The 25,137-nt window shown below is 73.5% G+C and carries 23 protein-coding genes and 2 pseudogenes; 19 read left to right on the forward strand and 6 right to left on the reverse strand.

Annotated elements, in window-relative coordinates; translation table 11 throughout:
• Nucleotides 1-3 precede the first annotated feature (3 nt).
• The gene (locus RNC47_RS23075; protein WP_311601425.1) at nt 4-711 is read right to left on the reverse strand and encodes a bifunctional DNA primase/polymerase; all 708 of its coding nucleotides are present in this window, start codon (nt 709-711) and stop codon (nt 4-6) included.
• 299 nt (nt 712-1,010) lie between these two features.
• On the opposite strand from RNC47_RS23075, the gene nsdA reads away from it, so the two are divergent.
• From nsdA to RNC47_RS23165, 18 genes and pseudogenes are all read left to right on the forward strand, one after another.
• Entirely contained in the window at nt 1,011-2,534 is a 1,524-nt protein-coding gene (gene nsdA / locus RNC47_RS23080; protein WP_311601427.1) for a transcriptional repressor NsdA, read from the forward strand.
• Nucleotides 2,535-2,839: 305 nt separating this feature from the next.
• Nucleotides 2,840-4,030, forward strand: a complete 1,191-nt coding sequence (locus RNC47_RS23085; protein WP_394814850.1) for an ammonium transporter — start codon at nt 2,840-2,842, stop codon at nt 4,028-4,030.
• On the forward strand, nt 4,027-4,365 hold the full coding sequence (locus tag RNC47_RS23090) for a P-II family nitrogen regulator (protein WP_311601428.1): 339 nt from the start codon (nt 4,027-4,029) through the stop codon (nt 4,363-4,365). Before RNC47_RS23085 ends, RNC47_RS23090 begins: the two co-directional genes overlap by 4 nt.
• 91 nt (nt 4,366-4,456) lie before the next feature.
• Nucleotides 4,457-6,931: a [protein-PII] uridylyltransferase gene (locus RNC47_RS23095; protein WP_311601429.1), complete on the forward strand. Its 2,475-nt coding sequence runs from the start codon at nt 4,457-4,459 to the stop codon at nt 6,929-6,931.
• A gap of 107 nt (nt 6,932-7,038) precedes the next feature.
• Nucleotides 7,039-8,586 carry a signal recognition particle protein gene (gene ffh / locus RNC47_RS23100; protein ID WP_311601430.1) on the forward strand — a complete coding sequence of 516 codons (1,548 nt, stop codon included), beginning with the start codon at nt 7,039-7,041 and terminating at the stop codon, nt 8,584-8,586.
• A gap of 66 nt (nt 8,587-8,652) precedes the next feature.
• Nucleotides 8,653-10,068 (forward strand): proline--tRNA ligase, encoded by a 1,416-nt coding sequence (gene proS, locus RNC47_RS23105; protein ID WP_311601431.1) that lies wholly within the window; start codon nt 8,653-8,655, stop codon nt 10,066-10,068.
• 543 nt (nt 10,069-10,611) lie between these two features.
• The gene (locus RNC47_RS23110) at nt 10,612-11,211 is read left to right on the forward strand and encodes a hypothetical protein (RefSeq protein ID WP_132932411.1); all 600 of its coding nucleotides are present in this window, start codon (nt 10,612-10,614) and stop codon (nt 11,209-11,211) included.
• 150 nt (nt 11,212-11,361) lie between these two features.
• Complete coding sequence (gene rpsP, locus RNC47_RS23115) at nt 11,362-11,805, forward strand: 30S ribosomal protein S16 (protein ID WP_311601432.1); 444 nt, start codon at nt 11,362-11,364, stop codon at nt 11,803-11,805.
• A gap of 2 nt (nt 11,806-11,807) precedes the next feature.
• The gene (locus RNC47_RS23120) at nt 11,808-12,047 is read left to right on the forward strand and encodes an RNA-binding protein (protein WP_311601434.1); all 240 of its coding nucleotides are present in this window, start codon (nt 11,808-11,810) and stop codon (nt 12,045-12,047) included.
• A gap of 116 nt (nt 12,048-12,163) precedes the next feature.
• Entirely contained in the window at nt 12,164-12,676 is a 513-nt protein-coding gene (gene rimM / locus RNC47_RS23125) for a ribosome maturation factor RimM (protein WP_311601435.1), read from the forward strand.
• 3 nt (nt 12,677-12,679) lie between these two features.
• The gene (gene trmD, locus RNC47_RS23130) at nt 12,680-13,495 is read left to right on the forward strand and encodes a tRNA (guanosine(37)-N1)-methyltransferase TrmD (RefSeq protein ID WP_311601436.1); all 816 of its coding nucleotides are present in this window, start codon (nt 12,680-12,682) and stop codon (nt 13,493-13,495) included.
• A 147-nt stretch (nt 13,496-13,642) separates the two neighbouring features.
• Complete coding sequence (gene rplS, locus RNC47_RS23135) at nt 13,643-13,990, forward strand: 50S ribosomal protein L19 (protein WP_311601459.1); 348 nt, start codon at nt 13,643-13,645, stop codon at nt 13,988-13,990.
• 29 nt (nt 13,991-14,019) lie between these two features.
• A complete protein-coding gene (gene lepB / locus RNC47_RS23140) occupies nt 14,020-14,721 on the forward strand; it encodes a signal peptidase I (protein ID WP_311601437.1) in 702 nt (233 codons plus the stop codon).
• A gap of 286 nt (nt 14,722-15,007) precedes the next feature.
• A pseudogene (gene lepB / locus RNC47_RS23145) lies at nt 15,008-16,051 on the forward strand (signal peptidase I); the annotation flags it as partial.
• Entirely contained in the window at nt 15,996-17,030 is a 1,035-nt protein-coding gene (gene lepB / locus RNC47_RS23150; protein ID WP_311601460.1) for a signal peptidase I, read from the forward strand. The pseudogene lepB (RNC47_RS23145) and the gene lepB (RNC47_RS23150), both read left to right, overlap by 56 nt.
• Nucleotides 17,031-17,091: 61 nt before the next feature.
• A complete protein-coding gene (lepB, locus tag RNC47_RS23155) occupies nt 17,092-17,859 on the forward strand; it encodes a signal peptidase I (protein WP_311601438.1) in 768 nt (255 codons plus the stop codon).
• Between the two features lie 13 nt (nt 17,860-17,872).
• Entirely contained in the window at nt 17,873-18,208 is a 336-nt protein-coding gene (locus RNC47_RS23160) for a DUF2469 domain-containing protein (RefSeq protein ID WP_132930779.1), read from the forward strand.
• Nucleotides 18,209-18,317: 109 nt separating this feature from the next.
• Nucleotides 18,318-18,728: pseudogene (locus RNC47_RS23165) on the forward strand (peptidoglycan DD-metalloendopeptidase family protein); the annotation flags it as partial.
• An 84-nt stretch (nt 18,729-18,812) separates the two neighbouring features.
• Here the strand turns inward: RNC47_RS23165 and RNC47_RS23170 are convergent.
• From RNC47_RS23170 to RNC47_RS23190, 5 genes are all read right to left on the reverse strand, one after another.
• Nucleotides 18,813-19,445 (reverse strand): TetR/AcrR family transcriptional regulator, encoded by a 633-nt coding sequence (locus RNC47_RS23170; protein ID WP_311601461.1) that lies wholly within the window; start codon nt 19,443-19,445, stop codon nt 18,813-18,815.
• Between the two features lie 79 nt (nt 19,446-19,524).
• The gene (whiG, locus tag RNC47_RS23175; protein ID WP_311601440.1) at nt 19,525-20,367 is read right to left on the reverse strand and encodes an RNA polymerase sigma factor WhiG; all 843 of its coding nucleotides are present in this window, start codon (nt 20,365-20,367) and stop codon (nt 19,525-19,527) included.
• A 165-nt stretch (nt 20,368-20,532) separates the two neighbouring features.
• Nucleotides 20,533-21,741 (reverse strand): DNA-processing protein DprA, encoded by a 1,209-nt coding sequence (gene dprA, locus RNC47_RS23180; protein WP_311601441.1) that lies wholly within the window; start codon nt 21,739-21,741, stop codon nt 20,533-20,535.
• On the reverse strand, nt 21,738-23,360 hold the full coding sequence (locus RNC47_RS23185; RefSeq protein ID WP_311601442.1) for a YifB family Mg chelatase-like AAA ATPase: 1,623 nt from the start codon (nt 23,358-23,360) through the stop codon (nt 21,738-21,740). Before RNC47_RS23185 ends, dprA begins: the two co-directional genes overlap by 4 nt.
• Complete coding sequence (locus RNC47_RS23190) at nt 23,360-23,752, reverse strand: YraN family protein (RefSeq protein ID WP_311601443.1); 393 nt, start codon at nt 23,750-23,752, stop codon at nt 23,360-23,362. Before RNC47_RS23190 ends, RNC47_RS23185 begins: the two co-directional genes overlap by 1 nt.
• 410 nt (nt 23,753-24,162) lie before the next feature.
• Between RNC47_RS23190 and rpsB the strand changes: the two genes are divergently transcribed.
• A complete protein-coding gene (rpsB, locus tag RNC47_RS23195) occupies nt 24,163-25,035 on the forward strand; it encodes a 30S ribosomal protein S2 (protein ID WP_311601444.1) in 873 nt (290 codons plus the stop codon).
• Nucleotides 25,036-25,137: the final 102 nt, after the last annotated feature.

Raw genomic sequence — 25,137 nt, forward strand, 5'->3', positions numbered from 1 at the left:
CCGTCACCGGGTGGCGGCGGCGAGACCGTAGGCGAGGGTGCCGAGCAGCAGCCGGGCCTGCGGCGGGGCGGCCGCCGTCTCCAGGGCCGGCGGCCGCAGCCACCGCACCTGGCCGAGGCCGGCGTGCGCCGACGGCGGGGCCGTGACATGGGCGCCCTTGCCCAGGCCGCGCAGGTCGAGCAGGGCGTCGTCCCAGCCGGTGCGGTAGAGCAACTGCGGCAGTTCGGCGGCGGCGCCGGCCGCGACGAAGAACCAGGCGCGGCCGTGCGGCGCCAGCGCCACCGGGCCGAGGGGCAGGCCCATCCGCTCCAGACGGGGGAGCGCCAGGCGGCCGGCGGCGGCCGGCACGTCGATCACGTCGAAGGAGAGCCCCGTCGGCAGCAGCACCGTGGCCCCGCCGGGGGCCGCGGCCCAGGCGGCGTCCCACACGTCGAGCACCTGGTCGAGCGTGGTGCCGGCGGGCACCGAGAGGTCGGGATCGAGCGGATGGTCCCCGGGGGCCGGGCAGTCCGCCCGCGCGCAGCGGCACTCGACCCTGCCGTGTGCCCCGCCGCGCCTGGTGGCCCCGACACCGGGCACCACGTCCCATCCCCACAGGCCCGTGTACTCGGCCACGGCCGTCGCGACGGAGGCCCGGCCGGAGCGCCGTGGGCGCCGGGCGGCCAGCCGAAGCTCCCGGATCTCCCGCATTCCGCCGATCGTGAAGCCCATGCACTCTCCAACGGGGTCGGTCTGCCGATGGTTACGCCTGGCGGTGGGGCGCGCCGTGGGGAGTGCGGCAGATAACGCGCGCCCCCGTCGTGCTTCGCTTCCCCCAACGTCGAACATCGTGCGTACAAGTGAAGCGCGTACCAGGGGCATGAGTGTTCACGCGGAGGGGTGGCGAATGGTGGCGATTCCCTGGCGCCACTCGCCACACCGGTGACCGTAGGATTACTTTCAGTGCATTCCTAGACTCGTTGTCAGCAGGCGGCGGGCGAGATCGGGAGACCCGGGATGGGGGCGTAACCGTGGGAGGTAGCGGCAGTGGCGGCACCGCCGCAAGACAGCCGAACGAGCGGCTCACGTCGTGGTTCCACCGTAGCGGGTGGTCCAAGGGTGAGCTGGCCCGGCAGGTGAACCGCCGGGCCCGCCAGCTCGGCGCCCACCACATCAGCACCGACACCTCCCGGGTCCGGCGCTGGCTGGACGGCGAGCAGCCCCGCGAGCCGATACCGCGCATCCTCTCCGAGCTGTTCTCGGAGCGGTTCGGCTGCGTGGTGAGCGTCGAGGACCTGGGTCTGCGCTCCGCCCGGCAGTCCGCCGCGGTCTCCGGGATCGACCTGCCCTGGGCGGGCCCGCAGACGGTCGCGCTGATCAACGAGTTCTCCCGCAGCGACCTGATGCTCGGCCGGCGCGGCTTCCTCGGCACCTCGCTCACCATGTCGGCGGGTCCTGCCCTGATAGAGCCGATGCAGCGCTGGCTCGTGCCGACGCCCAGCGGCGGCCACGAGGCGGCGCCGGGCGCCACGCTGGCCACCGTGCCGGGCCAGGACCGCGCGGGTTCCCGCCGGCCGACCGGGCTCTCAGGGCCCGAGCTCGCCGAGCTCGAGGCGACCATCGCGCAGTTCCGCCAGTGGGACGCGCAGAGCGGTGGCGGGCTCCGCCGCAAGGCCGTCGTCGGCCAACTCCACGAGGTCACCGACCTGCTGCAGGAGTCGCACCCGGGACCGGTGCGCAAACGTCTCTTCCGCGTCACGGCCGAGCTCGCCGAGCTCGCCGGCTGGATGAGCTACGACATCGGGCTCCAGCCCACCGCGCAGAAGTACTTCGTGCTGGCGCTGCACGCCGCCAAGGAGGCCGAGGACCGCCCGCTCGGCGCGTACATCCTCTCCAAGATGAGCCGCCAGATGATCCACCTGGGCCGTGGCGAGGACGCGCTGGAGCTGATCCACCTCGCCCAGTACGGCAGCAGGGACGGCGCCACCAGCCGCACCCAGGCCATGCTGTACGCGATGGAGGCGCGCGCGCAGGCCACCCTGGGACACACCCAGAAGTGCCACCGCGCCGTCCGGCTCGCCCAGGAGACCTTCCACGACCTGGACCCGGCCGAGCCCGAGCCGGACTGGATCGGCTTCTTCTCGGAGGCCGAGCTCAACGCGGAGAACGCGCACTCCTACCGGGACCTCGCCTACGTCGCCGGCCGCTCCACCTCCTACCTCTCGCACGCCAGGCCGCTGATGGAGCGCGCGGTGGAGCTTTTCGCCCGCGAATGCGAGGAGGACCCGGACGGCGGGCACCACAGGTCGTATGCACTGAACCTCATCGGCATGGCCACCGTGCACCTTCTCGCGCGCGAGCCCGGCGCCTGCGCGGCCCAGGCCATGCAGGCGATGCGGCTCGCCGAGCGGCTGCGCTCCGAACGGGTGGACAACCGGCTGCGGAAGACGCTGGCCACCGCCTGGCGGGACTTCGGCGACGTCACCGAGGTGCGCGAGGTCTCGGAGTTCGCCACCACGCAGTTCAGGCAGGGGCGGGCGAGCCGGGCCGTCTGACCCGGGACACGGCCGTGGCGGGCGGCCCTCGGCGGCGTCGGCGGTGCGGGACACGATAACCGCGCCGCGGCCGCGGACAGATCCACTTCATTACCGTGTAACACGTCGGGCCCCATCGTCACGCCCGTGAAACAAATGGGGCCATCGACCGAAACGGCCCTCAGAGAGCCTGTGGCGAATCCTGACCCCATGATCCTGCCCGCACGGGTCGTAATTCCGAGGAGACGTCCACTTTGAGTCCTGAAGAAGTGCTGTCATCGACGAACATCGCCTATGTGGTGATCTGTGCCGCCATGGTGATGCTCATGACCCCGGGCCTCGCCTTCTTCTACGGCGGCATGGTCCGGGTCAAGAGCGCCCTCAACATGCTGATGATGTCCTTCATCTCGTTGGGCATCGTCAGCGTCCTGTGGGTGCTCTACGGTTTCTCCCTCACCTTCAGCGACACCAGCAGCAGCCCGATCCTCGGAAACCTGGACTACCTCGGTCTCCAGGACATCACCGTGGACCAGGGTGAGCAGATCGCCTTCATCGTCTTCCAGCTGATGTTCGCGATCCTCACCCCCGCCCTGATGAGCGGCGCGCTCGCCGACCGCGTCAAGTTCGTCAGCTGGGCGCTGTTCATCGTGTTGTGGGTGACCATCGTCTACTTCCCGGTCGCGCACTGGGTGTGGGCGCCGACCGGCTGGCTGTTCGAGCAGGAGGTCATCGACTTCGCCGGCGGTACCGCGGTGCACATCAACGCGGGCGCCGGCGGCCTGGCCGCCGCCCTGGTGATCGGCAAGCGCGTCGGCTTCAAGAAGGACCCGATGCGGCCGCACAACCTGCCCATGGTGCTGCTCGGCGCCGGCCTGCTGTGGTTCGGCTGGTTCGGCTTCAACGCCGGCTCCGCCCTCAGCCCCAACGGCACCGCCGCCCTCATGGCCCTCAACACGCAGGTCGCCACCGGCGCCGCCATCGTCGGCTGGCTGATCTACGAGCGCATCCGCCACGGCGCGTTCACCACCCTGGGCGCCGCCTCCGGCGCCATCGCGGGCCTGGTCGCCATCACCCCGTCCGGCGCGCACGTCAACCCGATGGGCGCCATCCTCATCGGCGTGATCGCGGGCATCGCCTGCGCCTGGGCCGTGGGCCTGAAGTACAAGCTGGGCTACGACGACTCGCTCGACGTCGTGGGCGTCCACCTCGTCGGCGGCCTCGTCGGCACCCTGCTCGTCGGCTTCCTGGCCACCGGCGGCCTCGGCGGCTTCGAGCAGTTCGGCAAGCAGGCCCTCGGCGCCTTCTCCGTGCTGGCCTACTCGTTCGTCGTCACCTACCTCCTGGCCTGGCTGATCCAGCGCACCATCGGCTTCCGGGCGAGCGAGGAGGAGGAGACCGCGGGCCTCGACCTGGCGTACCACGCCGAGACCGGGTACGACTTCTCCCAGTCCGGCACCGCCCCGGTGTCCGTCGACAGTGTCCCGGTCCGTGCCGACGCGAAGAAGGTTGACGCATGAAGCTCATCACCGCGGTGATCAAGCCGCACCGGCTCGACGAGGTGAAGGCGGCCCTCCAGGCCTTCGGGGTGCAGGGCCTCACCGTCACCGAGGCCAGTGGCTACGGCCGGCAGCGCGGTCACACCGAGGTCTACCGGGGCGCGGAGTACACCGTCGACCTGGTGCCGAAGATCCGCATCGAGATCCTCGTCGAGGACTCCGACGCCGACCAGCTCCTCGAGGTCGTCGTCAAGGCGGCCCGCACCGGCAAGATCGGTGACGGGAAGGTCTGGAGCGTGCCCGTCGAGACCGCCGTCCGGGTCAGGACCGGTGAGCGCGGCCCCGACGCCCTCTGACCAGGGACCCGAAAGCCCGTGCGCCGGGCCGTCGCCCAGCGACGGCCCGGCGCACGGGTACCACCATGACCGACAGGAGTGTGGGGACCGCATGACGGCGGAGACGGCACCGACCACCGACGAGGCGGCGGGCGGCGGCTACGCGGCCGCCAGGCTGCGCCTCCTCGGCGACGAGGAACGGCCGGGCCCCGCGCGCCGCGGCGAACTGGCCGGTCTCACCGACACCTGGCTGGCCGGCCTGCTCGGCGAGGGACCGCGCCCGGGCCGCGTCGCCCTGGTCGCCGTCGGCGGCTACGGCCGCGGCGAGCTCTCCCCGCGCAGCGACCTCGACCTCCTGCTGCTGCACGACGGCAGCGCCCCCGCCAAGGAGATCGCCGCCCTGGCCGACCGCCTCTGGTACCCCGTGTGGGACCTCGGCATCGCCCTCGACCACTCGGTGCGCACCCTCACCGAGGCCCACGAGACGGCCGCCGACGACCTCAAGGTCCACCTCGGCCTGCTCGACGCCCGCCACATCGCGGGCGACGGCGCCCTCACCGCCGAACTGCGCACCGCCCTCCTCGCCCAGTGGCGCGCGCAGGCCCCGGCCCGCCTCCCCGAGCTGCACGAGCTCGGCCGGGAACGCGCCCGCCGCCACGGCGAGCTGCCGTTCCTCCTCGAACCCGACCTCAAGGAGGCCAGGGGCGGCCTGCGCGACGCCACCGCGCTGCGCGCCGTCGCCGCCTCCTGGGTGGCCGACGCGCCGCGCCAGGGCCTCGACGCCGCCCGCGAAACCCTCCTCGACGTCCGCGACGCCCTGCACCTCGCCACCGGGCGCGCCACCGACCGGCTCGCCCTCCAGGACCAGGACCAGGTCGCCGAGGCCCTCGGGCTGCTCGACGCCGACGCCCTGCTGCGCCGCGTCTACGAGGCCGCCCGCACCATCTCCTACGCCTCCGACGTCACCTGGCGCGAGGTCGGCCGGGTGCTGCGCGCCAGGAGCGCCCGCCGCCGGCTGCGCACCATCCTCGGCACCCGCTCCACCCGCCGCCCCGTCACCGACGAGCGCACCCCGCTCGCCGAGGGCGTCGTCGAGCAGGACGGCGAGGTGGTGCTCGCCCGCACCGCGCGTCCCGACCGCGACCCGGTGCTGCCGCTGCGGGCCGCGGCCGCCGCCGCTCAGGCCGGGCTGCCGCTCGCCCTGCCCGCCGTGCACGCGCTCGCCGCCGCCGACAACCCGCTGCCCGTCCCCTGGCCGGCCGAGGCGCGGGAGCAGTTCATCACCCTGCTCGGCGCCGGGCCCGACGCCGTCCCGGTCTGGGAGGCGCTGGAGGCCGCGGGGCTGATCACCCGGCTGCTGCCCGACTGGGAGCGGGTGCGCTGCCGCCCGCAGCGCAACCCGGTGCACCGCTGGACCGTCGACCGGCACCTGGTGGAGGCCGCGGTGCGCGCCTCCGCGCTCACCCGCCGCGTCGAGCGCCCCGACCTGCTGCTGGTGGCGGCCCTGCTGCACGACATCGGCAAGGGCTGGCCGGGCGACCACAGCGTCGTCGGTGAGACCATCGCGCGCGACATGGCCGGCCGCATCGGCTTCCCCGCCGAGGACGCCGAGGTGCTCGGCACCCTGGTCCGCCACCACCTGCTGCTGGTCGAGACCGCCACCCGCCGCGACCTCGACGACCCGGCCGCCGTCTCGCACGTCGCCGAGGCGGTCGGCTCCCCCGGCACCCTCGAACTGCTGCACGCGCTCACCGAGGCCGACGCGCTCGCCACCGGGCCCGCCGCCTGGTCGGGGTGGCGCGCCTCGCTCGTCGCCGACCTGGTCAAGCGGGTGGCCGCCACCCTGGAGGAGGGCGGCGCCCCGCTCCGCACCGGCCCGCCGAGCCCCACCGCCGCCGCCGAGCGGCTCGCCGTCGAGGCCATGCGCACCGGCTCCCCGGTGCTCGCCCTGCACGCGCGCCCCGAGCCGCCGCTCGCCGGGGCGGCCGCGGACGACCGGGACGAGGAGCGCGGCCCCGAGCCGGTCGGCGTCGAGCTGGTGGTCGCGCTCCCCGACCAGCCGGGCGTGCTGCCCGCCGTCGCCGGGGTGCTCGCGCTGCACCGGCTCACCGTGCGCTCGGCCGAGCTGCGCGCCATCGATCCCACGGGCCAGGGACAGGTGCTGCTCCTGGACTGGCGGGTGGCCGCCGAGTACGGCTCGCTGCCGCAGGCCGAGCGGCTCCGCGCCGACCTGGTGCGCGCGCTCGACGGCTCGCTCGACATCGCCGGCCGGCTCGCCGAGCGCGAGGCCGCCTACCGCCGCCCGCGCCGCTCGCACCCCACGCCGCCGCCCCGGGTCACCGTCGCCCCGCTCGGCTCCCGTCTTGCCACCGTGATCGAGGTGCGCGCCCAGGACGCCCCCGGCCTGCTGCACCGCATCGGCCGGGCGCTCGACGCGGCCGGGGCGTACGTGCGCAGCGCCCACGTGAGCACGCTCGGCGCCAACGCGGTCGACGCGTTCTATGTCACCGGACCCGACGGCGCCCCCCTGCCCGACGACGAGGCGGCCGCCCTGGCCCGCGACCTGGAGCGCGCGCTGGCCGGCTAGCCGGGGGAGCGGGGGCGGGCCAGCGGGCTGACCGCACCGGCGCCGGGCCTATACGCTGGAGGGCACGCCTTCGAGATGACCGCCGATTGTAAGGATCCGCCAGCGCCGTGTTCGACACTCTCTCCGACCGCCTCGCGGCCACGTTCAAGAACCTCAGGGGCAAGGGCCGCCTGAGCGAGTCGGACATCGACGCCACGGCGCGCGAGATCCGCATCGCGCTCCTGGAAGCGGACGTCGCGCTCCCCGTGGTGCGCGCCTTCATCGCGCAGATCAAGCAGCGTGCCCTGGGCGCCGAGGTGTCCAAGGCGCTCAACCCCGCCCAGCAGGTCATCAAGATCGTCAACGAGGAACTGGTGGGCATCCTCGGCGGCGAGACCAGGCGGCTGCGGTTCGCCAAGAACCCGCCGACCGTGATCATGCTCGCCGGCCTCCAGGGCGCGGGCAAGACCACCCTCGCCGGCAAGCTGGGCCAGTGGCTCAAGGGCCAGGGCCACACCCCGCTGCTGGTCGCCTGCGACCTCCAGCGCCCCAACGCCGTGAACCAGCTCTCGGTCGTCGCCGAGCGCGCCGGGGTGGCCGTCTTCGCCCCCGAGCCGGGCAACGGCGTGGGCGACCCGGTCAAGGTCGCCGAGGACTCGATCGCCTTCGCCCGCGACAAGCAGTACGACGTGGTGGTCGTCGACACCGCGGGCCGCCTCGGCATCGACGAGGAGATGATGCGGCAGGCCGCCGACATCAGGGACGCGGTCAGCCCCGACGAGATCTTGTTCGTGGTCGACGCCATGATCGGCCAGGACGCCGTCACCACCGCCGAGGCATTCCGGGACGGCGTCGGCTTCGACGGCGTGGTGCTCTCCAAGCTCGACGGCGACGCCCGCGGCGGTGCCGCGCTCTCCATCGCGCAGGTCACCGGCCGCCAGATCATGTTCGCCTCCAACGGCGAGAAGCTGGACGACTTCGACGCCTTCCACCCGGACCGGATGGCCTCCCGGATCCTTGGCATGGGCGACGTGCTCAGCCTGATCGAGCAGGCCGAGCGCACCTTCAGCCAGCAGGAGGCCGAGGCGCTGGCCAGCAAGCTGGCCAAGGGCCCCAAGGAGTTCACCCTCGACGACTTCCTGGCCCAGATGGAGCAGGTCCGCAAGATGGGCTCCATCTCCAAGCTGCTCGGCATGATGCCCGGCATGGGCCAGATGCGCGAGCAGATCAACAACCTGGACGAGCGCGAGGTCGACCGCACCGCGGCCATCATCAAGTCCATGACCCCGGCCGAGCGCGCCGACCCCAAGATCATCAACGGCTCGCGCCGCGCCAGGATCGCGCGCGGCTCCGGCGTGGACGTCAGCGCCGTCAAGGGCCTCGTGGAGCGCTTCTTCGAGGCGCGCAAGATGATGTCGCGGATGGCCCAGGGCGGCGGCATGCCCGGGATGCCGGGGATCCCCGGCATGGGCGGCGGCGCCCGCAAGAAGGCCAAGCAGCAGAAGAAGGGCAAGGGCGCCCGCCGTTCGGGCAACCCGATGAAGCGCAGGGCCGAGGAGGACGCCGCCTCGCAGCGCCAGGGCGAGGGCGCCGCCTTCGGTCTGCCGGGCGCGGGAGCCGACCCGGGCGACTTCGAACTGCCCAAGGAGTTCCGGGACATGCTGCCCCCCAAGTGACGCCGGCCGGGCGCCCTCGGATAACCGATTCACACCAGGGCGCCCGGGCCCCGTACCATCAGCGGCATGGCTAAGGCTCCCGTACTCACCCCCCAGGCGGAGGACTTCCCGCGCTGGTACCAGGACCTGATCAGCAAGGCCGAGCTGGCCGACAACGGCCCGGGCCGCGGCACCATGGTCATCCGACCGTACGGGTACGGGATCTGGGAGCGGATGCAGCAGGAGATGGACGCCCGGATCAAGGCCACGGGCACCCGCAACGCGTACTTCCCGCTGTTCATCCCCCAGTCCTACCTGACCAGGGAGGCCGAGCACGTCGAGGGCTTCGCCCCCGAGCTCGCCGTCGTCACGCACGGCGGCGGCAAGCAGCTCGAGGAGCCGCTGGTCGTCAGGCCCACGTCCGAGACGATCATCAACGAGTACTTCTCGAAGTGGATCCAGAGCTACCGCGACCTGCCGCTGCTGCTCAACCAGTGGGCGAACGTGGTCCGTTGGGAGATGCGCCCGCGCGTCTTCCTGCGCACCACCGAGTTCCTGTGGCAGGAGGGCCACACCGCGCACGCCACCTACGAGGACGCGCGTGACTTCGCGGCCCGCATCCACCACGAGGTCTACGCCGACTTCATGGAGAACGTGCTCGCCATCGACACCGTGCTCGGCATCAAGTCGCCCGCCGAGCGGTTCGCCGGCGCCATCAACACCCGCACGCTCGAAGGCATGATGGGCGACGGCAAGGCGCTGCAGATGGGCACCAGCCACGAGCTGGGGCAGAACTTCGCCCGCGCCTTCGACACCCGCTTCCTCGCCGCCGACGGCGAGCGCGACCTCGTCTGGCAGACCTCCTGGGGCGCCTCCACCCGCATGGTCGGCGGCCTCATCATGTCGCACGGCGACGACAACGGGCTGCGCGTGCCGCCGCGGCTCGCGCCCACCCAGGCCGTGGTGCTCGCCATCAAGGACGACCCGGCCGTGCTGGCCAAGGTCCGGGAGATCGGCGCCGCGCTGACCGCCGCCGGCATCAGGACCGAGGTCGACGACCGCACCGACACCCCGTTCGGCCGCCGGGCCGTCGACTGGGAGCTGAAGGGCGTCCCGGTGCGGGTGGAGATCGGGCCGCGCGACGTGGCCGCCGACACCGCGATGCTGGCCCGCCGGATCGCCGGCGGCAAGGAGCCGGTCGCCATCGAGGCGCTGCCCAAGCTGCTGCCCGGCCTGCTCGACGAGGACCAGGAGCTGCTGCTGCGCCAGTCCCGCGAGCGGCGGGAGTCCCGCACCTCGGACGTGCGGACCATCGAGGAGGCCGTCGAGGCCGCCACGGCCGGCGGCTGGGCCCGCATCCCGTGGGCCGACCTCGGCCCGGAGGGCGAGGCGCGCCTCGCCCAGGACGCGGTCTCCGTGCGCTGCCTGGTCGCCGAGGACGGCTCCGTCCCGGAGTCCGTCGACACCCCCGGCAACATCGCCGTCGTCGGCCGCGCCTACTGAGCGCCGCGACGCGGCGCGTCCACCACGGGGCGGGGAGGGTCCCACCCACCCGCCCCGTCCGCGCTTCGCGCGCCACGGCCGAGCCGCGCGCCGCGGCGCGCCGCCCGGTCGCCGGTTCGCGCCGTCGGCCGCGACCGTGCGTGGGCAGCCCGGCGCGGCCCGGGATCCGTCGCCAGGGCGTCCGCGCCCGGTTCCGAGGGTCGGTGCTGGCAGGCCGCCCGCCGCAGGCGCCCGCACGCTCGGCCCCGCCCGTGCGGCCGGCCGCTGGGCGGGACCGCCCCGGAGGGGCGGAGCGACCCGCGGAGCGGGGGGAGTAGGGTCGGCACCATCTCCGGCAGCCGACTGTGCTCCACCTTCTGACCGGTATGCCGGCAGGCGGGAACCGCGGGAACCGCCTGGCCGCCGCCCGCGTCCAAGGGGCACGTTCACCGGCCAAGCCCGCCGCCAGGCGCCCGCATTGGCGGTGAACTGACTGGTAAGTGCAAATTCGGGGACTTGACCCGGAATCGGAACACACGGGGGGACTTGCTCGTTAGGTACGACGTGAGCACGACACCACCAGTTCTCGCCGCCGAGCTGGCGCACGCGTGGGCCGACATTCAACGGCACCACCCGGAGCTGCCGGACCTGGCCGCGCCCGAATCACTGATCGGAGAGTCCTCGTCCGCCTGTGGCTCCGAGCTCTCCTTCGAAAGGCTGTTGCACGAAGCCGTGCACGGCATCGCCGCCGCCCGGGGGGTCAGGGACACCTCCCGCGCCGGCCGTTACCACAACCGCCGTTTTCTCGCGATCGCCGAGGAGCTCGGTCTCGACCACGGCGAGGACCCGCATCCGAGCAGCGGGTTCTCGCTCGTCACCATGACGCCCGAGACCAGGCGCCGCTACCGACCCACCGCCGAGCGCCTCCAGCGCGCGCTCAAGGCGCACGTCGTGGCGACCGCGACCGACACCAAGCGCAGCTTCCGCGGCCCCGCCGCGCGTCACGGCTCATCGGGCGGGGGCGTCCGAGTCAAGGCCGTGTGCGAGTGCGGGCGGAACGTGCGGGTGGTCCCGTCCGTTCTGGCGCAGGCACCGATCGTCTGCGGCGCCTGCAAGAAGCCGTTCCAGATCGCGGAGGCACTGGCCGTGGCCGCGTCCCACTGACGGCCTATGGCACAATGGGCGGCTGAACTCGGCAGTCGCACAGGATCCCTCTCTCCTCCGGCTGACGCGTCCACCGGGCCCCCGGCGTCGCAACCCCACGCGGCCGCCCGGCGCGGCTCACTCGTCACACACGCAGGAGACACCACACCCGTGGCAGTCAAGATCAAGCTGAAGCGACTGGGCAAGATCCGTTCGCCGCACTACCGCATCATCGTCGCGGACTCCCGGACCCGCCGGGACGGCCGCGCCATCGAGGAGCTGGGCCTGTACCACCCGGTGCAGAACCCCTCGCGCATCGAGGTCGACTCGGAGCGCGTGCAGTACTGGCTCGGTGTCGGCGCGCAGCCGACCGAGCCGGTGCTGGCCATCCTCAAGGTCACCGGCGACTGGCAGAAGTTCAAGGGTCTGCCGGCGCCGCCGCCGATGAAGGTCGCCGAGCCCAAGCCGGACAAGCGCGCCCTCTTCGAGGCCGCCGCGAAGGCGTCGGGTGGCGACTCGTCCAAGGGTGAGGCCATCACCCCGAAGGCGAAGAAGGCCGACAAGAAGGCCGACGCCGAGGCCGCCGCGGCCCCGGCCGAGTCGACCGAGGGCTGAGAATGCTCGAAGAGGCCCTGGAGCACCTGGTCAAGGGCATCGTCGACAATCCCGATGAGGTCCAGGTCGCCTCGCGCACCCTGCGCCGCGGGCGCGTGCTCGAAGTCCGGGTCCACCCCGACGACCTCGGCAAGGTGATCGGCCGCAACGGCCGCACCGCGCGCTCGCTGCGCACGGTCGTGGGCGCGCTCGGCGGGAAGGGAATCCGCGTCGACCTGGTCGACGCGGACGAGATCCGCTGAGGGCGCGTATGGCAGCGCACGAAGGGCCGGGCGTGGCGAGAGCCGCTCCCGGCCCTCCGTGTGCCCGGGCCGCGACCGCCCGTCCCTGACGTCAAGATCGCGAGAACGGAAGCACAGTGGAACTGGTCGTCGCGCGCATCGGCCGCGCCCACGGCATCAAGGGCGAGGTGTCGGTGGAGGTGCGCACCGACGAGCCCGAGGCGCGGCTCGCGCCCGGCAGCGTCCTGGCCACCGACCCGCCGGGCGCCGGGCCGCTCACCATCGAGAGCGGCCGGGTGCACAGCGGCCGGCTGTTGCTGCGGTTCGTCGGCGTGCACGACCGCACCGCGGCCGAGGCGCTGCGGAACACGCTGCTGCTCGCCGACGTCGACCCCGACGAGAGCCCCGACGACCCGGAGGAGTTCTACGACCACCAGCTGGTCGGCCTCACCGTGGTCACGGCCGACGGCTCGGAGGTCGGCACCATCGGCGAGATCGCCCACCTGCCCGCCCAGGACCTGCTGGTCGTGGCCAGGGAGGGCGGCGGCGAGGCGTTCGTCCCGTTCGTCGCCGAGTTCGTGCCCGAGATCGACCTCGACCGGCGGCGCGTGGTCATCTCCCCGCCGCCCGGCCTGCTCGACGAGGACTGACCGGTGCGGATCGACGTCGTCACGATCTTCCCCGAGTACCTCGAACCGCTGAACGTGTCGCTGCTCGGCAAGGCCAGGGCACGTGGCCTGCTCGACGTGCGCCTGCACGACCTGCGGAGCTGGACGCACGACCGGCACCACACCGTGGACGACACCCCCTACGGCGGCGGTCCCGGCATGGTGATGAAGCCGGAGCCGTGGGGCGAGGCGCTGGACGCGCTGCTGGCCGGCGACCGCCCGGAGGCGGACCCCGTGGTGGTGGTGCCGACGCCCAGCGGCCGGCCGTTCACCCAGGAGCTCGCGGTCGAGCTGGCCGGCGCGCCGTGGCTGGTGTTCACGCCGGCGCGGTACGAGGGCATCGACCGGCGCGTGATCGAGGAGTACGGCGCGCGGCTCGACGTGCGCGAGGTCTCCATCGGCGACTACGTGCTGGCCGGCGGCGAGGCGCCGGTGCTGGTGATGGTCGAGGCCGTCGCCCGGCTGCTGCCCGGGGTGCTGGGCAACGCCGAGTCGCACCGGGACGACTCGTTCGCGCCCGGCGCGATGGCCGCCCTGCTGGAGGGGCCGGTGTACACCAAGCCGCCGGAGTGGCGCGGGCGCGCCGTCCCCGAGGTGCTGGTCAGCGGCCACCACGGGCGGATCGCCCGCTGGCGGAGGGACGAGGCGCTGCGCCGTACCACGCTCAACAGGCCGGAGCTCATCGAGGGTTGCGAGCCCGAGGCGTTCGACAAGCACGACCGCGAGACGCTGGCCGGGCTCGGCTGGCGGCAGGACGCCGACGGCCGATTTTGGCGCCCGTCGGGCGGCGTGGAAGAATAGGCGGCTGGCTCCGTTCACATCCGGCGCGCGACCCTGCCACAGGGGGAAAGCCGCCCGCCGGGGGCGCGAGCCGCACACCCCGAACGACACCATCCACACAACGTTCCGCTGATGGCCTGTGGCATCAGCGACGGAGAGCAGCAGGTCATGAACCTCCTCGACAGCGTCGACTCCGCGTCCCTGCGCGACGACATCCCGGCCTTCCGCCCCGGCGACACGGTCAACGTGCACGTCCGGGTCATCGAGGGCAACCGCTCCCGCGTGCAGCAGTTCAAGGGCGTGGTCATCCGCCGCCAGGGCTCCGGCGTCCGGGAGACCTTCACGGTCCGCAAGGTCAGCTTCGGCGTCGGCGTGGAGCGCACCTTCCCGGTGCACACCCCGGTCGTGGAGAAGATCGACGTCGTCACCCGCGGTGCCGTCCGGCGCGCCAAGCTGTACTACCTGCGCAACCTGCGCGGCAAGGCCGCCAAGATCAAGGAGAAGCGCGAGAACTGACGCGCGCGGGCGGCCGGTTACCATCAGGCGTGACCGATTCCGACGCACGACTTCCCGAGCGCGACCCCGCGCCGGCCCCGAAGCGGGTCTGGCGTCGGTGGTCGCGCTCGGTGCGTTTCTGGGTCGTCGTGGCGCTGAGCACGGTGCTGATCACGTCGCTGACCAGCGCCTATGTGGTGCAGCCCTTCGTGATCCCGAGCGGCTCGATGGAAGGCACGCTCCAGGTCGGCGACCGGGTGTTGGTGAACAAGCTGGCCTACCGGTTCGGCGACGAGGTGCGGCGCGGCGACGTCATCGTCTTCGACGGGACCGGCTCCTTCGACGCCGAGGCGGCGGACGACGGGCCGCTGGTCGGTCTGGTGCGCGGGGTGGTCGCGGCGGTCGGACTCGGCACCTCGTCCGAGACCGACTATGTGAAGCGGGTCATCGGCGTCGGCGGGGACCGGGTGACCTGCTGCGACGCCGAGGGGCGCATCACTGTCAACGGCGAACCCCTGGACGAGCCCTATCTCTATCCGGGGGACAGACCTTCGAATGTCAGGTTTGATATCCAAGTGCCGGAGGGACGGTTGTGGGTGATGGGTGACCACCGTTCTGACTCGGCGGACTCCAGGGAGTATCTGGGCTCCCCGGGGGGCGGGACCGTCTCCGAGGACAGGGTGATCGGCCGGGTGGACTGGATCGGTTGGCCGATAGGCCGCTGGAGCTCCCTACGGTCGGACCATGGGTGACCGCGGCCGGGCCAAGCCGGGGCGGCGCAGAGCCGCCGGTCAGCGGCGCGCGGGCGACACGCGGGCGCCGGGCGAGCCGCGCGGCGGAGGTTCGAGCGAGCCGCCAGAGCTCCCCGAGACCAGGGGCTTTCCGCCGAGGAGCGCGCCGCAGGGCGGCGGCGCGCCGGAGAGCACGGCCGAACTCCCCGAGACGCGTGGCTTCCCGCCCAGGTCGTCCACGCCGCTGCCGGGCGGGACCACCGGGCAGGTGTGGGGCGTGGCGCCCGACGAGCAGCCGCCCACGCCGGTGCCCACGCCTGCGCCCGCGCCGGCTCCCGCGCCCGCTGAGGGGGCGCGCGACGAGCCGCCGCGCACCCTGCGGGGCCCCGGCGAGGGCCGGGCCGACCGGCGGCGCGCGGCCAGGCGCATCAAGCGGCGCCGCCGGCTGCGTGCCACGCGGGAGATCCCGATCCTGATCGTGACCGCGCTCGTGATCGCGCTGGGTCTCAAGACGTTCCTGGTGCAGGCGTTCGTGATCCCCTCCGGTTCGATGGAGCAGACGATCCGGATCAACGACCGGGTGCTGGTGGACAAGCTGACGCCCTGGTTCGGCTGGGAGCCCGAGCGCGGCGACGTGGTGGTGTTCCGGGATCCCGGCGGCTGGCTCGAGGGCGAGCAGGACTCGGGGTCCGAAGGACCCATCGGCGTGCGGCAGGCCCAGGACTTCCTGACCTGGATCGGGCTGTTGCCGTCCGACGACGACCAGGACCTGATCAAGCGGGTCATCGCGCTCGGCGGCGACACGGTGGCCTGCTGCGATCCGGAGGGGCGGGTCACCGTCAACGGCGCGCCGCTGGACGAGCCGTACCTGCATCCGGGCAACGAGCCCTCGCAGATCGAGTTCGAGGTGACCGTCCCCGAGGGGCGGCTGTTCGTGATGGGCGACCATCGTTCCAACTCGGCCGACTCCCGCTACCACCTGGAGGAGGAGGGCGGCACGGTGCCGGTCGACCTGGTCGTCGGGCGCGCCGTCGTGATCGCCTGGCCCTTCTCGCACTGGAGCGGCCTGGGCGGCACCGAGGCGTTCTCCGCCGTGCCCGATCCGGGCGAGTCCGGGACCGGTGACCCTGACGCGGCGGCGGGCCGACTGCCCGGAACGGCGGGCGAGGGGGAGAATGACGGTGAAATCGCGCGACTCCCGAGCCCTGCGGAACTTCCGCTCGTTATGGGAGTGGTGGGTCTGTTGCGGAACCCGCACGGACCGGAGCGGAGTGTGAGGAGCGGAAGTGGGGGAAATTGCGGTGGGTGCGCGGTCCGGCGCGGAGGACCCGGAGGAGCGTCCGGAGGCCCCGGGCGGCGAGGCATCCGGCTCAGCGCCCCCGCCTCCGAAGGACGGGGCCGAAGGCGACTCGGGCGCGGATGGCGCGGATGCGCCTGCGAGCGACCCTGGCGAAGAGGCCCGGAAGGGTGACGGCGGCGAGGACGGCTCGGAGGCGGCGCCCGGCCAGGGCGCCAAGCAGCGGTCGTTCTGGAAGGAGCTGCCGATCTTGATCGGCATCGCCATCGTTCTGGCGCTGCTGATCAAGACCTTCCTGGTGCAGGCGTTCTCGATCCCGTCCAACTCGATGCAGGACACGCTGCAGCGCGGCGACCGCGTGCTGGTGGACAAGCTCACGCCGTGGTTCGGCGCGGAGCCGGAGCGCGGTGAGGTGATCGTCTTCCACGATCCCGACGGCTGGCTCGGTGACACCCCGTCGAACGGCGGCTTCGGCGCGGCCGTTCAGGACGCGCTGAGCTGGATCGGGCTGATGCCGTCCGCCGAGGACCAGGACCTGATCAAGCGGGTCATCGCGGTCGGCGGGGACACCGTGGAGTGTCAGGACGGTGGCCAGGTCATGGTCAACGGCGAGCCGCTGGACGAGAGTTCCTACCTGTTCCCGGGCAACACACCGTGTGGCGACCGCCCCTTCGGGCCGATCACGGTGCCCGAGGGGCGGCTGTGGGTCATGGGTGACCACCGGCAGGACTCGCTCGACTCGCGGTACCACCAGAACCTGGAGGGGCGGGGCACCGTCTCCGAGGACGACGTGGTCGGGCGTGCCATCGTGATCGCGTGGCCGGTGAACCGGTGGTCCACTCTGCCGGTGCCGTCCGCGTTCGATTCGGTGGGGAGTGCGGCCGGCTTCGTCGGCCCGGGGGCGATCGGCCTGGCGACCGCGGTGCCGCTGGTGCTGTGGCGGCGCCGCCGGCTGCTGGCCCGCGAGGCGGCCGCCCCGACCGGGGCGGCGGCCGTCGGTGGCGTGGAGGGCGGCGTGGCGCAAAAGGGCTGACCGCCGGGTGCGGTGCTGGATAGGGTCACCTCCTGACCACTGATCGGGAGGGGCGGGGCGGATGAGCGGAGCGCCGGGGCATGGCGGGCGACTTGGTCGGAGGTTGTCCGCGGTGGCCGTGGGGGTCGGCTGCGTGCTCTTCCTCGGCGGCTTCGTGCTCGCGGCCTTCCTGTACCAGCCCTACACGGTGCCGACCAACTCGATGTCGCCGGCCGTCATGGCCGGCGACCGGGTGTTGGCGCAGCGCATAGACGGCTCCGAGGTGCGGCGTGGGGACGTGGTGGTCTTCCGCGACGCTCTCTGGGGAGACAGCCCGATGATCAAGCGGGTGGTCGGCGTCGGTGGCGACACCGTGGCCTGCTGCGACGAGGGCGGGCGGCTCACGGTGAACGGCGAGCCGATCGCCGAGCCGTACGTCGAGGAGGCGCAGGGCGCCGCGGGCGTCGGCTTCGAGGCCACCGTCCCCGACGGCGAGATCTTCCTGCTCGGCGACGACCGGGTCGATTCGCTCGACTCCCGGAACCTCATGACGGAGTCCGACCCCGGCACGGTGCCGCTGACGGCGGTGTCGGGGCGGGTGGAGGCCACCGTCTGGCCGTTCGACCGTCTCGGCGTGTTTCCCGTGGCCTCGGGCTTCGCGGAGCTGCCGGGCGGGGTGTCGGGCGCGGGGCCGCTGCGGCCGCTGGCGTACGCGACCGTGGCGGGGGGCCTGCTGATCGTCTGCGGAGCGCTCCTCGGGCCCGTCGTGGGCCGGCTCACTCGTGCTCGGTCGGACCGCCGTGGCGTGCCGACGCCTCCGGTGGCGCACAATGAGGGAACGCACGGCTGAAGGGGATCACGCCATGAGTGCCGAGGACCTCGAAAAGTACGAGACCGAGATGGAGCTCAAGCTCTACCGGGAGTACCGGGACGTGGTCGGGCTATTCACGTATGTGATCGAGACCGAGCGGCGTTTCTATCTCACCAACGACTACGAGATGCAGGTGCACTCGGTCCAGGGCGAGGTGTTCTTCGAGGTCTCCATGGCCGACGCCTGGGTGTGGGACATGTACAGGCCGGCCCGTTTCGTCAAGCAGGTGCGCGTGCTGACGTTCAAGGACGTGAATATCGAGGAGCTGAACCGCAGCGAGCTCGACCTCCCCGAGGACTCGGGCTTCGGCGGCGCGCGCGGCTCCTGACGCTCCGAAGTCACCCGTACGGGTGCCGGCGCTATCCACAGATCGCCGGTCGTCCACAGCTTGAGGGCCCGTCTCCCCGCCCGGGGGCCGGAGGCGGCAGCCTGGCCGCATGGCTCTCCTGACAGTGCTGAATCCGTTGCTCTCCGTGTTTCTGCTCGCCTGGCCCGCTGCCGGCGCGCCGGCAGCCGACGGGACCGCCGGCTCCTGGCCGGTGCCTGGGCCCGCCGGCGGGCCCAGGCCGGTGGTGGCCAGGCTCTGGGATCCACCGCCCGCGCCGTGGGCCGCGGGGCACCGCGGCGTCGACCTGGCCACCGCGCCGGGGGCCGAGGTCCGGGCGGCGGCGCCCGGGCGGGTGACGTTCGCCGGGCCGGTGGCCGGCCGTGGGGTGCTCACCATCGAGCTGGACGGCGGGGGCGAGCCGCCGCTGCGGATCACGCACGAGCCGGTACTGGCCTCGGTGGCGGTGGGGGACCGGGTGGCGGCGGGCGAGGTGGTCGGGTCGCTCGCCGAGGGGCCCTTCCACTGCCCGACGGCCTGCCTGCACTGGGGGCTGCTGCGCGATGAGACGTACCTCGATCCGCTCTCGCTGCTGCCCGCTCGGCTGCTAGGCGCCGGTCCCGTCAGGCTCCTGCCCGTCGGAGGCGTCCCGCTCCCGGGGGACCAGGCCCCGGTCCGCGCCGGCGGCGCGCAGGGCCATCCGCACCGCGGTCTCGGCGACGCCCTGGCCCGGACCGCAGCGGACCGCCGCGTCGATCACGCCCTGTAGCAGCCTGGCGGCCAGCCGCGGGTCCTCGTGCCCGAGCTCGGCGAGCACGCCGACCACGAGCTCGGCGACGCCGCCGTGCGCCGCCCGGATCCGCTCCCAGGCGGCGTCGGGGCGGGTGCCGGCCCTGGCCGCGGCTTCCAGCTCGCCGGCCGCGACGGCCATCACGGCCCGGTGCCGGCCGTCCGCGGCCAGCGTCAACTGGTGCCTGACATAGGCCTCGATCCTGGCGGCCGGCGTGTCGGCCGCCGCCATCGCCGCCTCCACCTCGGCCGCCCACAGCGGGAGGTCGACCTCGCACAGCGCCTCGACCAGCGCGGCGGTGGAGCGGAAGTACTCGTAGACCGAGGAGCGGGCCAGCCCGGTGCGCTCGGCGAGCGCCGGAAAGGTCAGCGACCTGACGCCGCCCTCGGACAGCAGTGACCTGGCGGCGTCGAGCAGGGCGTCGCGCTGGATTCTCCGGTGCTCGGCCACCGTGGCCGCTCGGATCCTGGGCACGCCCTCACTGTAGAGCGTCGGCGGCTCACCGGTGGCCGGATCGCCCGGACAGGACCTAGCCGTTCACGTCCGCCAGCTTGGCGCGGAGTTGGAGCACGGACTTGGTGTGGATCTGGCTGACCCGGCTCTCGGTGACCCCCAGCACCTCGCCGATCTCGGCCAGCGTCAGGCCCTCGTAGTAGTAGAGCGTCACCACGGTCTTCTCGCGGTCGGGGAGCGTGTTCACCGCGCGGGCCAGCAGCCGGCGCAGTTCCCGGTCCTCGGCCACCTCCACGGGGTTGTCGGCCGCGGTGTCCTCCAGCGTGTCCATCAGGCTGAGCCGGTCGCCGCCCTCGCCGCCCGCGTGCAGCAGCTCCTCCAGGGCCACCACGTTGGCCAGCGACAACTGACTGAACACGGCGTGCAGTTCCTCCAGGGAGATCTCCATCTCCTCGGCGACCTCGGACTCCGAGGGGGTGCGGCGCAGCGACGCCTCCAGGGTCGCGTAGGCCCGCTCGATAGCCCTGGCCTTCTGCCGCACCGAGCGGGGGATCCAGTCCAGCGCCCTGAGCTCGTCGATCATGGCGCCGCGGATGCGGGTGATCGCGTAGGTCTCGAACTTGATGGAGCGCCCCGGGTCGAACTTCTCGATCGCGTCGATCAGGCCGAACACCCCGGAGGACACGAAGTCGGCCTGCTCCACGTTGGCCGGCAGGCCCACGCTCACCCGGCCCGCCACGTACTTGACGAGCGGCGAATAGTGCAGGATCAGCTGCTCGCGCAGCCGTTCGTCACCGCTGGCCTTGTACGAACGCCACAGCTCGTCGAGGGCGGTCGGCGCGGCGGGAACGGTGGCGCCCTCCGTCACGGCCGGGGCAGCCGGAGCCGCGTTCCGGGGCCCGGAGGAGTGCTGTGGCATGCGTCGTCTTGAGCCGTTCTGCGGGATGACCTGCGGGAGGTGTGCGTGCGGGGAAGCGGTTCTGTCGACAGAACCCTGTGAGCGTAGCGTGACTGTCGGGTCGCATTGCGCATGTGGGCGGTGCTCGGCTATGCGCAGATACGTTCCGCTGCCCGCACCGTGGTGTTACACCCCGGCACTTCCCGCCTGATCACCCCCGCCCGCGTGTCGGCCGGCGGGGCAGGGCAACTGCCAGCGCTCGCCCACCCGTTCGACGAAGCCCAGGCAGCTCAGCTCCCGCAGCCGGGCGAGCGCCGCCGCCTCGCCCGTGCACGCCCGGCGCGCGATCTCCTCCACGCCCAGCGCCCCCCACGCGGGCAACGCCTCCAACACCTGTCCCGCCTCCGGCGCCAACAACTCCCTCGGCACGGCGGGGCTCGCCTCCTCGGGCGGCAACTCGCCCATGTCCCCCACCAGTTCGATGATCTCCGCGACATCGGACACCAGCACGGCCGCCTCCCTGATCAGCCGGTGCGCGCCCACCGACAGGCTCGACGTCACCGGACCGGGCACGGCCATCAGATGCCGACCGAGCCGGCTCGCGTGTCTGGCCGTCACCAGCGAACCGCTCCGCCGCGCCGCCTCCACCACGACGGTGCCCCTGGTCAACGCCGCGATCACCCGGTTCCGCTGGACGAACCTGGCCCGGGTGGGATGCTCCCCGGGAGGCAACTCGGCCACCAGCAGGCCGCCGCCCGCGATCCGGTCGAGCAGCTCCCGGTGCGCCGCCGGATAGCCCACGTCGACCCCGCAGGCCAGGACCGCCACGGTCGGGCCGCCCACCGCGAGTGCGCCCCGGTGCGCCGCGCCGTCCACCCCGTACGCCGCACCGGAGACCACCGCCCAGCCACGCTCGGCCAGCGCCCCGGCGAACTCGGCCGCCACGTGCGCCCCGTAGTCCGTGCACGCCCGGGAGCCCACCACGGCCACCGAGCGCAGCGCCACGAACCGCAGCGAGCAGGGGCCGCGCACCCAGAGACCGACCGGTCGCGCCGGACCCAGGTCGTCCAGCTGGCTCGGCCACTCCCGGTCCCCCGGGCACAGGAACCGGCCGCCGGCCGCCGCGATCGCCGCCAGGTCCCGGCTCGGGTCCGCCCGCCTGGCGCGCAGCCGCAGCCCCGCCCAGCGGTCCCGGCTCGCGCCGGGCAGCCGGTCGTCCGCGCGCACCGCGCGCCAGACCTCCTCGGGGCCGAGCTCCGCGAGCCAGCGGCCCATCAGCTCGTCCCCCGGCTCCGCGAGCCTGGTCACCGCGGCCCGCGCCAACCGGCACTCCCCGCTGACCGAGCCGGAGGCCCGGCCCGCCGGCGGCCCGGCCGCCGCCAGCGCGCCCCTCATGGGAGGCTCCCCGCGACGCCCGCACCGCGCCGCACGCCGGTGCGCAGCTCCAGGGCCGCGTCCACGTCCTCGGCGGTGGGCCGGTCGTGGCCGACCAGGTCGGCCACCGTCCAGGCGACGCGGAGCACCCGGTCCAGGCCCCTGGCGGTCAGCAGCCCACGGTCCATGTCCTGCTCGGCGCGGGCCAGCGCGCCGGGGAGCGGCGCCCAGCGGGACCTGAGCTCGTGCCCCGGCACCTCCCCGTTGGCCGACCAGGGCGCCGCGCCGTACCGGGCGGCGGCCCGCTCCCTGGCCGCCAGCACCCGCTCCGCCACCACGGCCGTGGACTCGCCGCCGCCCCCCGAGGCGACCAGCTCGGCCCGGCTCACCGGCTCCACCATGACCCGGAGATCGATCCGGTCGAGCAGCGGCCCCGAGAGCCGCGCCCGGTACCGCCGGACGGTGGCCGGCAGGCACTCGCACTCGCCGCCCGGCGCACCGTGCCGGCCGCACGGGCACGGGTTGGCGGCGAGCACCAGGAGCACCCGGGCCGGCATCCGCATCGCCCCGGCCGCCCTGGCCACCACCACGTGGCCCGACTCCAGCGGCTGGCGCAGGGCGTCGAGCACCTGGCTGTTCATCTCGGCGGCCTCGTCGATGAAGAGCACCCCGTGGTGGGCGAGCGACATCGCCCCGGGGCGCGGCACCCCGGTGCCGCCGCCGACCAGGGACGCCATGGAGGCCGAGTGGTGCGGCGCGCAGTACGGCGGCCGGTCGATCAGCGGGCGGCCGGCCGGCAGCGAACCGCACACCGAGTGCACCGCGGTGACCTCCAGCGACTCCTGGTGCGTCAGCGGGGGCAGCAGCCCGGGCAGCCGCTCCGCCAGCATCGTCTTGCCGGCCCCCGGCGGCCCCTTGAACAGCAGGTGGTGCCGCCCGGCGGCCGCGACCTCCAGCGCCCGGCGGGCCAGCCGCTGCCCCGAGACGTCGGACAGGTCGGGCACGGCCTGCCCGACGCCCGCGGCGCAGTAGAGGCCGGCCGGCTGCGGGAAGCCCCAGCCGGGGCCGAGCGCGACGCGGGACCCGCCGGGCCCGGGGTCGCCGGTGCTCGGCTCGTCCGGCACCGGCTCGTCGGCGAGGAGCGCGATCAGCTGGCGCAGGCTGCGCACGCCGAGCACCGAGACGTCGGGCACCAGGGCCGCCTCGGCCGCCGCCTGCTCGGGGACCACCACCTGCCGGTAGCCGGCGTCCGCCGCGGTCAGCACCGCGGGCAGCACCCCGCGCACCGGCCGCACCCGCCCGTCGAGCGCCAGCTCGCCGATCATCATCAGGTCCGCGATCGCCCGCGGGTCGATCCGCTCGGCCGCCGCGAGCACCGCGCAGGCGACCGCCAGGTCGAATCCGCTGCCGCACTTGGGCACCGCGGCCGGGCTGAGCCCCACGGTCAGCTTCTTCTGCGGCCACTCGGCACCCGAGTTGATCACCGCGGCCCGGACCCGGTCCCGGCTCTCGCTGAGCGACTTGTCGGCGAGGCCGACCAGGGAGAACGCCGCGACGCCGGGCTCCAGGTCGGCCTGCACCTCGACCACCACGCCCTCCACCCCCACCAGGGCCACCGCGCAGGTGCGGGCGAACGCCATCACGCCACCCCCCGCGCGTGCTGCACCAGCGGCGCGCCGCGCCGCGGGAGCAGGACCCCGATCAGGTCGATCCGCACCCCGCCCGGCGGCGGGGCGTCGAACCTGGCCAGCCACCGCTCGCTCAGCCACCACTCGGCGAGCGTGCGCAGGCGGTCGGCCCGGCGCGGCGTCACCGCGGCCATCGGATGCTCGAACGGCGCCAGCCGGCCGATCCGGCGGGTCTTGACCTCGCACATCACCAACGTGCCGCCGCCGGCCGGCTCCTCGGCCACGATGTCGATCTCCCCGGCCCGGCAGCGCCAGTTGCGCTCCAGCACCGTCAACCCGGAGTCCCGCAGCCGCCGCACGGCCACGTCCTCCCCGAAGCGCCCCAACGCTCCTCGATGATTCACTTCGCATCACCTCCGGCACCGACTGTGAGGGGAGCGCGAGGCGGAAGTGGATCTTGGTGGACAAGTCGGTGACTGTGGATAACCTCGTCACTCGTACGTGTCACTCGTCCGAGGGGTGCTCGCGGCGCGTCGTGCCCTTCCGCACGCTTCCGTGCTCGGTCGTCCGGCGCCCCGCCCGTCCCGTACACTGCTCGTGGCGGTCCGGGGGTCCCGGACCGACCTCGCATGCCCCGCCACTTCGGCGCAGCGGCCCAGCCGCGGTGCTTCGGTGGCCGCGCACCTCGGTCCATGGAGCGGTCGGCGTCCCCGGGCGTCATACGGCGGCTCCCATGGCACAGCGCGCCGGGGCGTCAGGAGCGCCGGCCAGCCGGGCGGCGCGGACAACCGAGCATCAACCAAGGAGAACGGCCATGGCCGTCGTCACGATGCGGGAGCTGCTGGAGAGCGGCGTCCACTTCGGGCACCAGACCCGCCGCTGGAACCCGAAGATGAAGCGCTTCATCTTCACCGAGCGCAACGGCATCTACATCATCGACCTGCTCCAGTCGCTGTCGTACATCGACCGCGCCTACGAGTTCGTCAAGGAGACCGTCGCGCACGGCGGCACCGTCATGTTCGTGGGCACCAAGAAGCAGGCCCAGCAGGCGATCGCGGAGCAGGCCGCCCGCGTCGGCATGCCCTACGTCAACCAGCGTTGGCTCGGCGGCATGCTCACCAACTTCTCCACCGTCCACAAGCGGCTGCAGCGGCTCAAGGAGCTCGAGCAGATCGACTTCGAGGACGTGGCGGCCTCCGGCCTCACCAAGAAGGAGCTGCTGGTCCTCTCCCGCGAGAAGGCGAAGCTGGAGAAGACCCTCGGCGGTATCCGCGACATGCAGAAGGTGCCCAGCGCCGTCTGGATCGTGGACACCAAGAAGGAGCACATCGCCGTCGGCGAGGCCCGCAAGCTGAACATCCCGGTCGTCGCGATCCTCGACACCAACTGCGACCCCGACGAGGTCGACTACAAGATCCCGGGCAACGACGACGCGATCCGCTCGGTCACGCTGCTCACCCGCGTGATCGCCGACGCCGTCGCCGAGGGCCTGATCGCCCGCTCGGGCGCCGCGCAGGCCAAGGAGGGCGAGAAGCCCGCCGCCGAGCCGCTGCCCGAGTGGGAGCGCGAGCTGCTCGAGCGTTCCGAGGAGAAGCCGGCCGAGGAGAAGTCGGCCGAGGAGAAGCCCGCCGAGGAGCAGGCGGCCGCGCCCGCCGAGTCGACCGAAGCCACCGCCGAGCAGGGCTGAGGCGCACCGCACCACGGCACGACCGGGGCGCACGGCGGGCGGGGTGAGCACCCCGTCCGCCGTCCCCTGCGTACGGCGCCCAGTGGGGCGAGCCAAGCGATC

This window comes from Streptomyces millisiae (assembly GCF_031845425.1).
GTDB classification, from domain to species: Bacteria; Actinomycetota; Actinomycetes; order Streptomycetales; family Streptomycetaceae; genus Streptomyces; species Streptomyces millisiae.

Bases quoted from the DNA above. Each gene is read 5' to 3' on its own strand.
- RNC47_RS23085 (WP_394814850.1), top strand. From the start codon at position 2,840: ATGACCCCGGGCCTCGCCTTCTTCTACGGCGGCATGGTCCGGGTCAAG.
- RNC47_RS23090 (WP_311601428.1), top strand. From the start codon at position 4,027: ATGAAGCTCATCACCGCGGTGATCAAGCCGCACCGGCTCGACGAGGTG.
- dprA (WP_311601441.1), bottom strand. From the start codon at position 21,741: ATGAGGGGCGCGCTGGCGGCGGCCGGGCCGCCGGCGGGCCGGGCCTCC.
- lepB (WP_311601438.1), top strand. From the start codon at position 17,092: ATGAGCGGAGCGCCGGGGCATGGCGGGCGACTTGGTCGGAGGTTGTCC.
- RNC47_RS23185 (WP_311601442.1), bottom strand. From the start codon at position 23,360: ATGGCGTTCGCCCGCACCTGCGCGGTGGCCCTGGTGGGGGTGGAGGGC.
- RNC47_RS23120 (WP_311601434.1), top strand. From the start codon at position 11,808: ATGCTCGAAGAGGCCCTGGAGCACCTGGTCAAGGGCATCGTCGACAAT.
- proS (WP_311601431.1), top strand. From the start codon at position 8,653: ATGGCTAAGGCTCCCGTACTCACCCCCCAGGCGGAGGACTTCCCGCGC.
- whiG (WP_311601440.1), bottom strand. From the start codon at position 20,367: ATGCCACAGCACTCCTCCGGGCCCCGGAACGCGGCTCCGGCTGCCCCG.
- rplS (WP_311601459.1), top strand. From the start codon at position 13,643: ATGAACCTCCTCGACAGCGTCGACTCCGCGTCCCTGCGCGACGACATC.
- rpsB (WP_311601444.1), top strand. From the start codon at position 24,163: ATGGCCGTCGTCACGATGCGGGAGCTGCTGGAGAGCGGCGTCCACTTC.
- RNC47_RS23160 (WP_132930779.1), top strand. From the start codon at position 17,873: ATGAGTGCCGAGGACCTCGAAAAGTACGAGACCGAGATGGAGCTCAAG.
- RNC47_RS23075 (WP_311601425.1), bottom strand. From the start codon at position 711: ATGGGCTTCACGATCGGCGGAATGCGGGAGATCCGGGAGCTTCGGCTG.
- RNC47_RS23095 (WP_311601429.1), top strand. From the start codon at position 4,457: ATGACGGCGGAGACGGCACCGACCACCGACGAGGCGGCGGGCGGCGGC.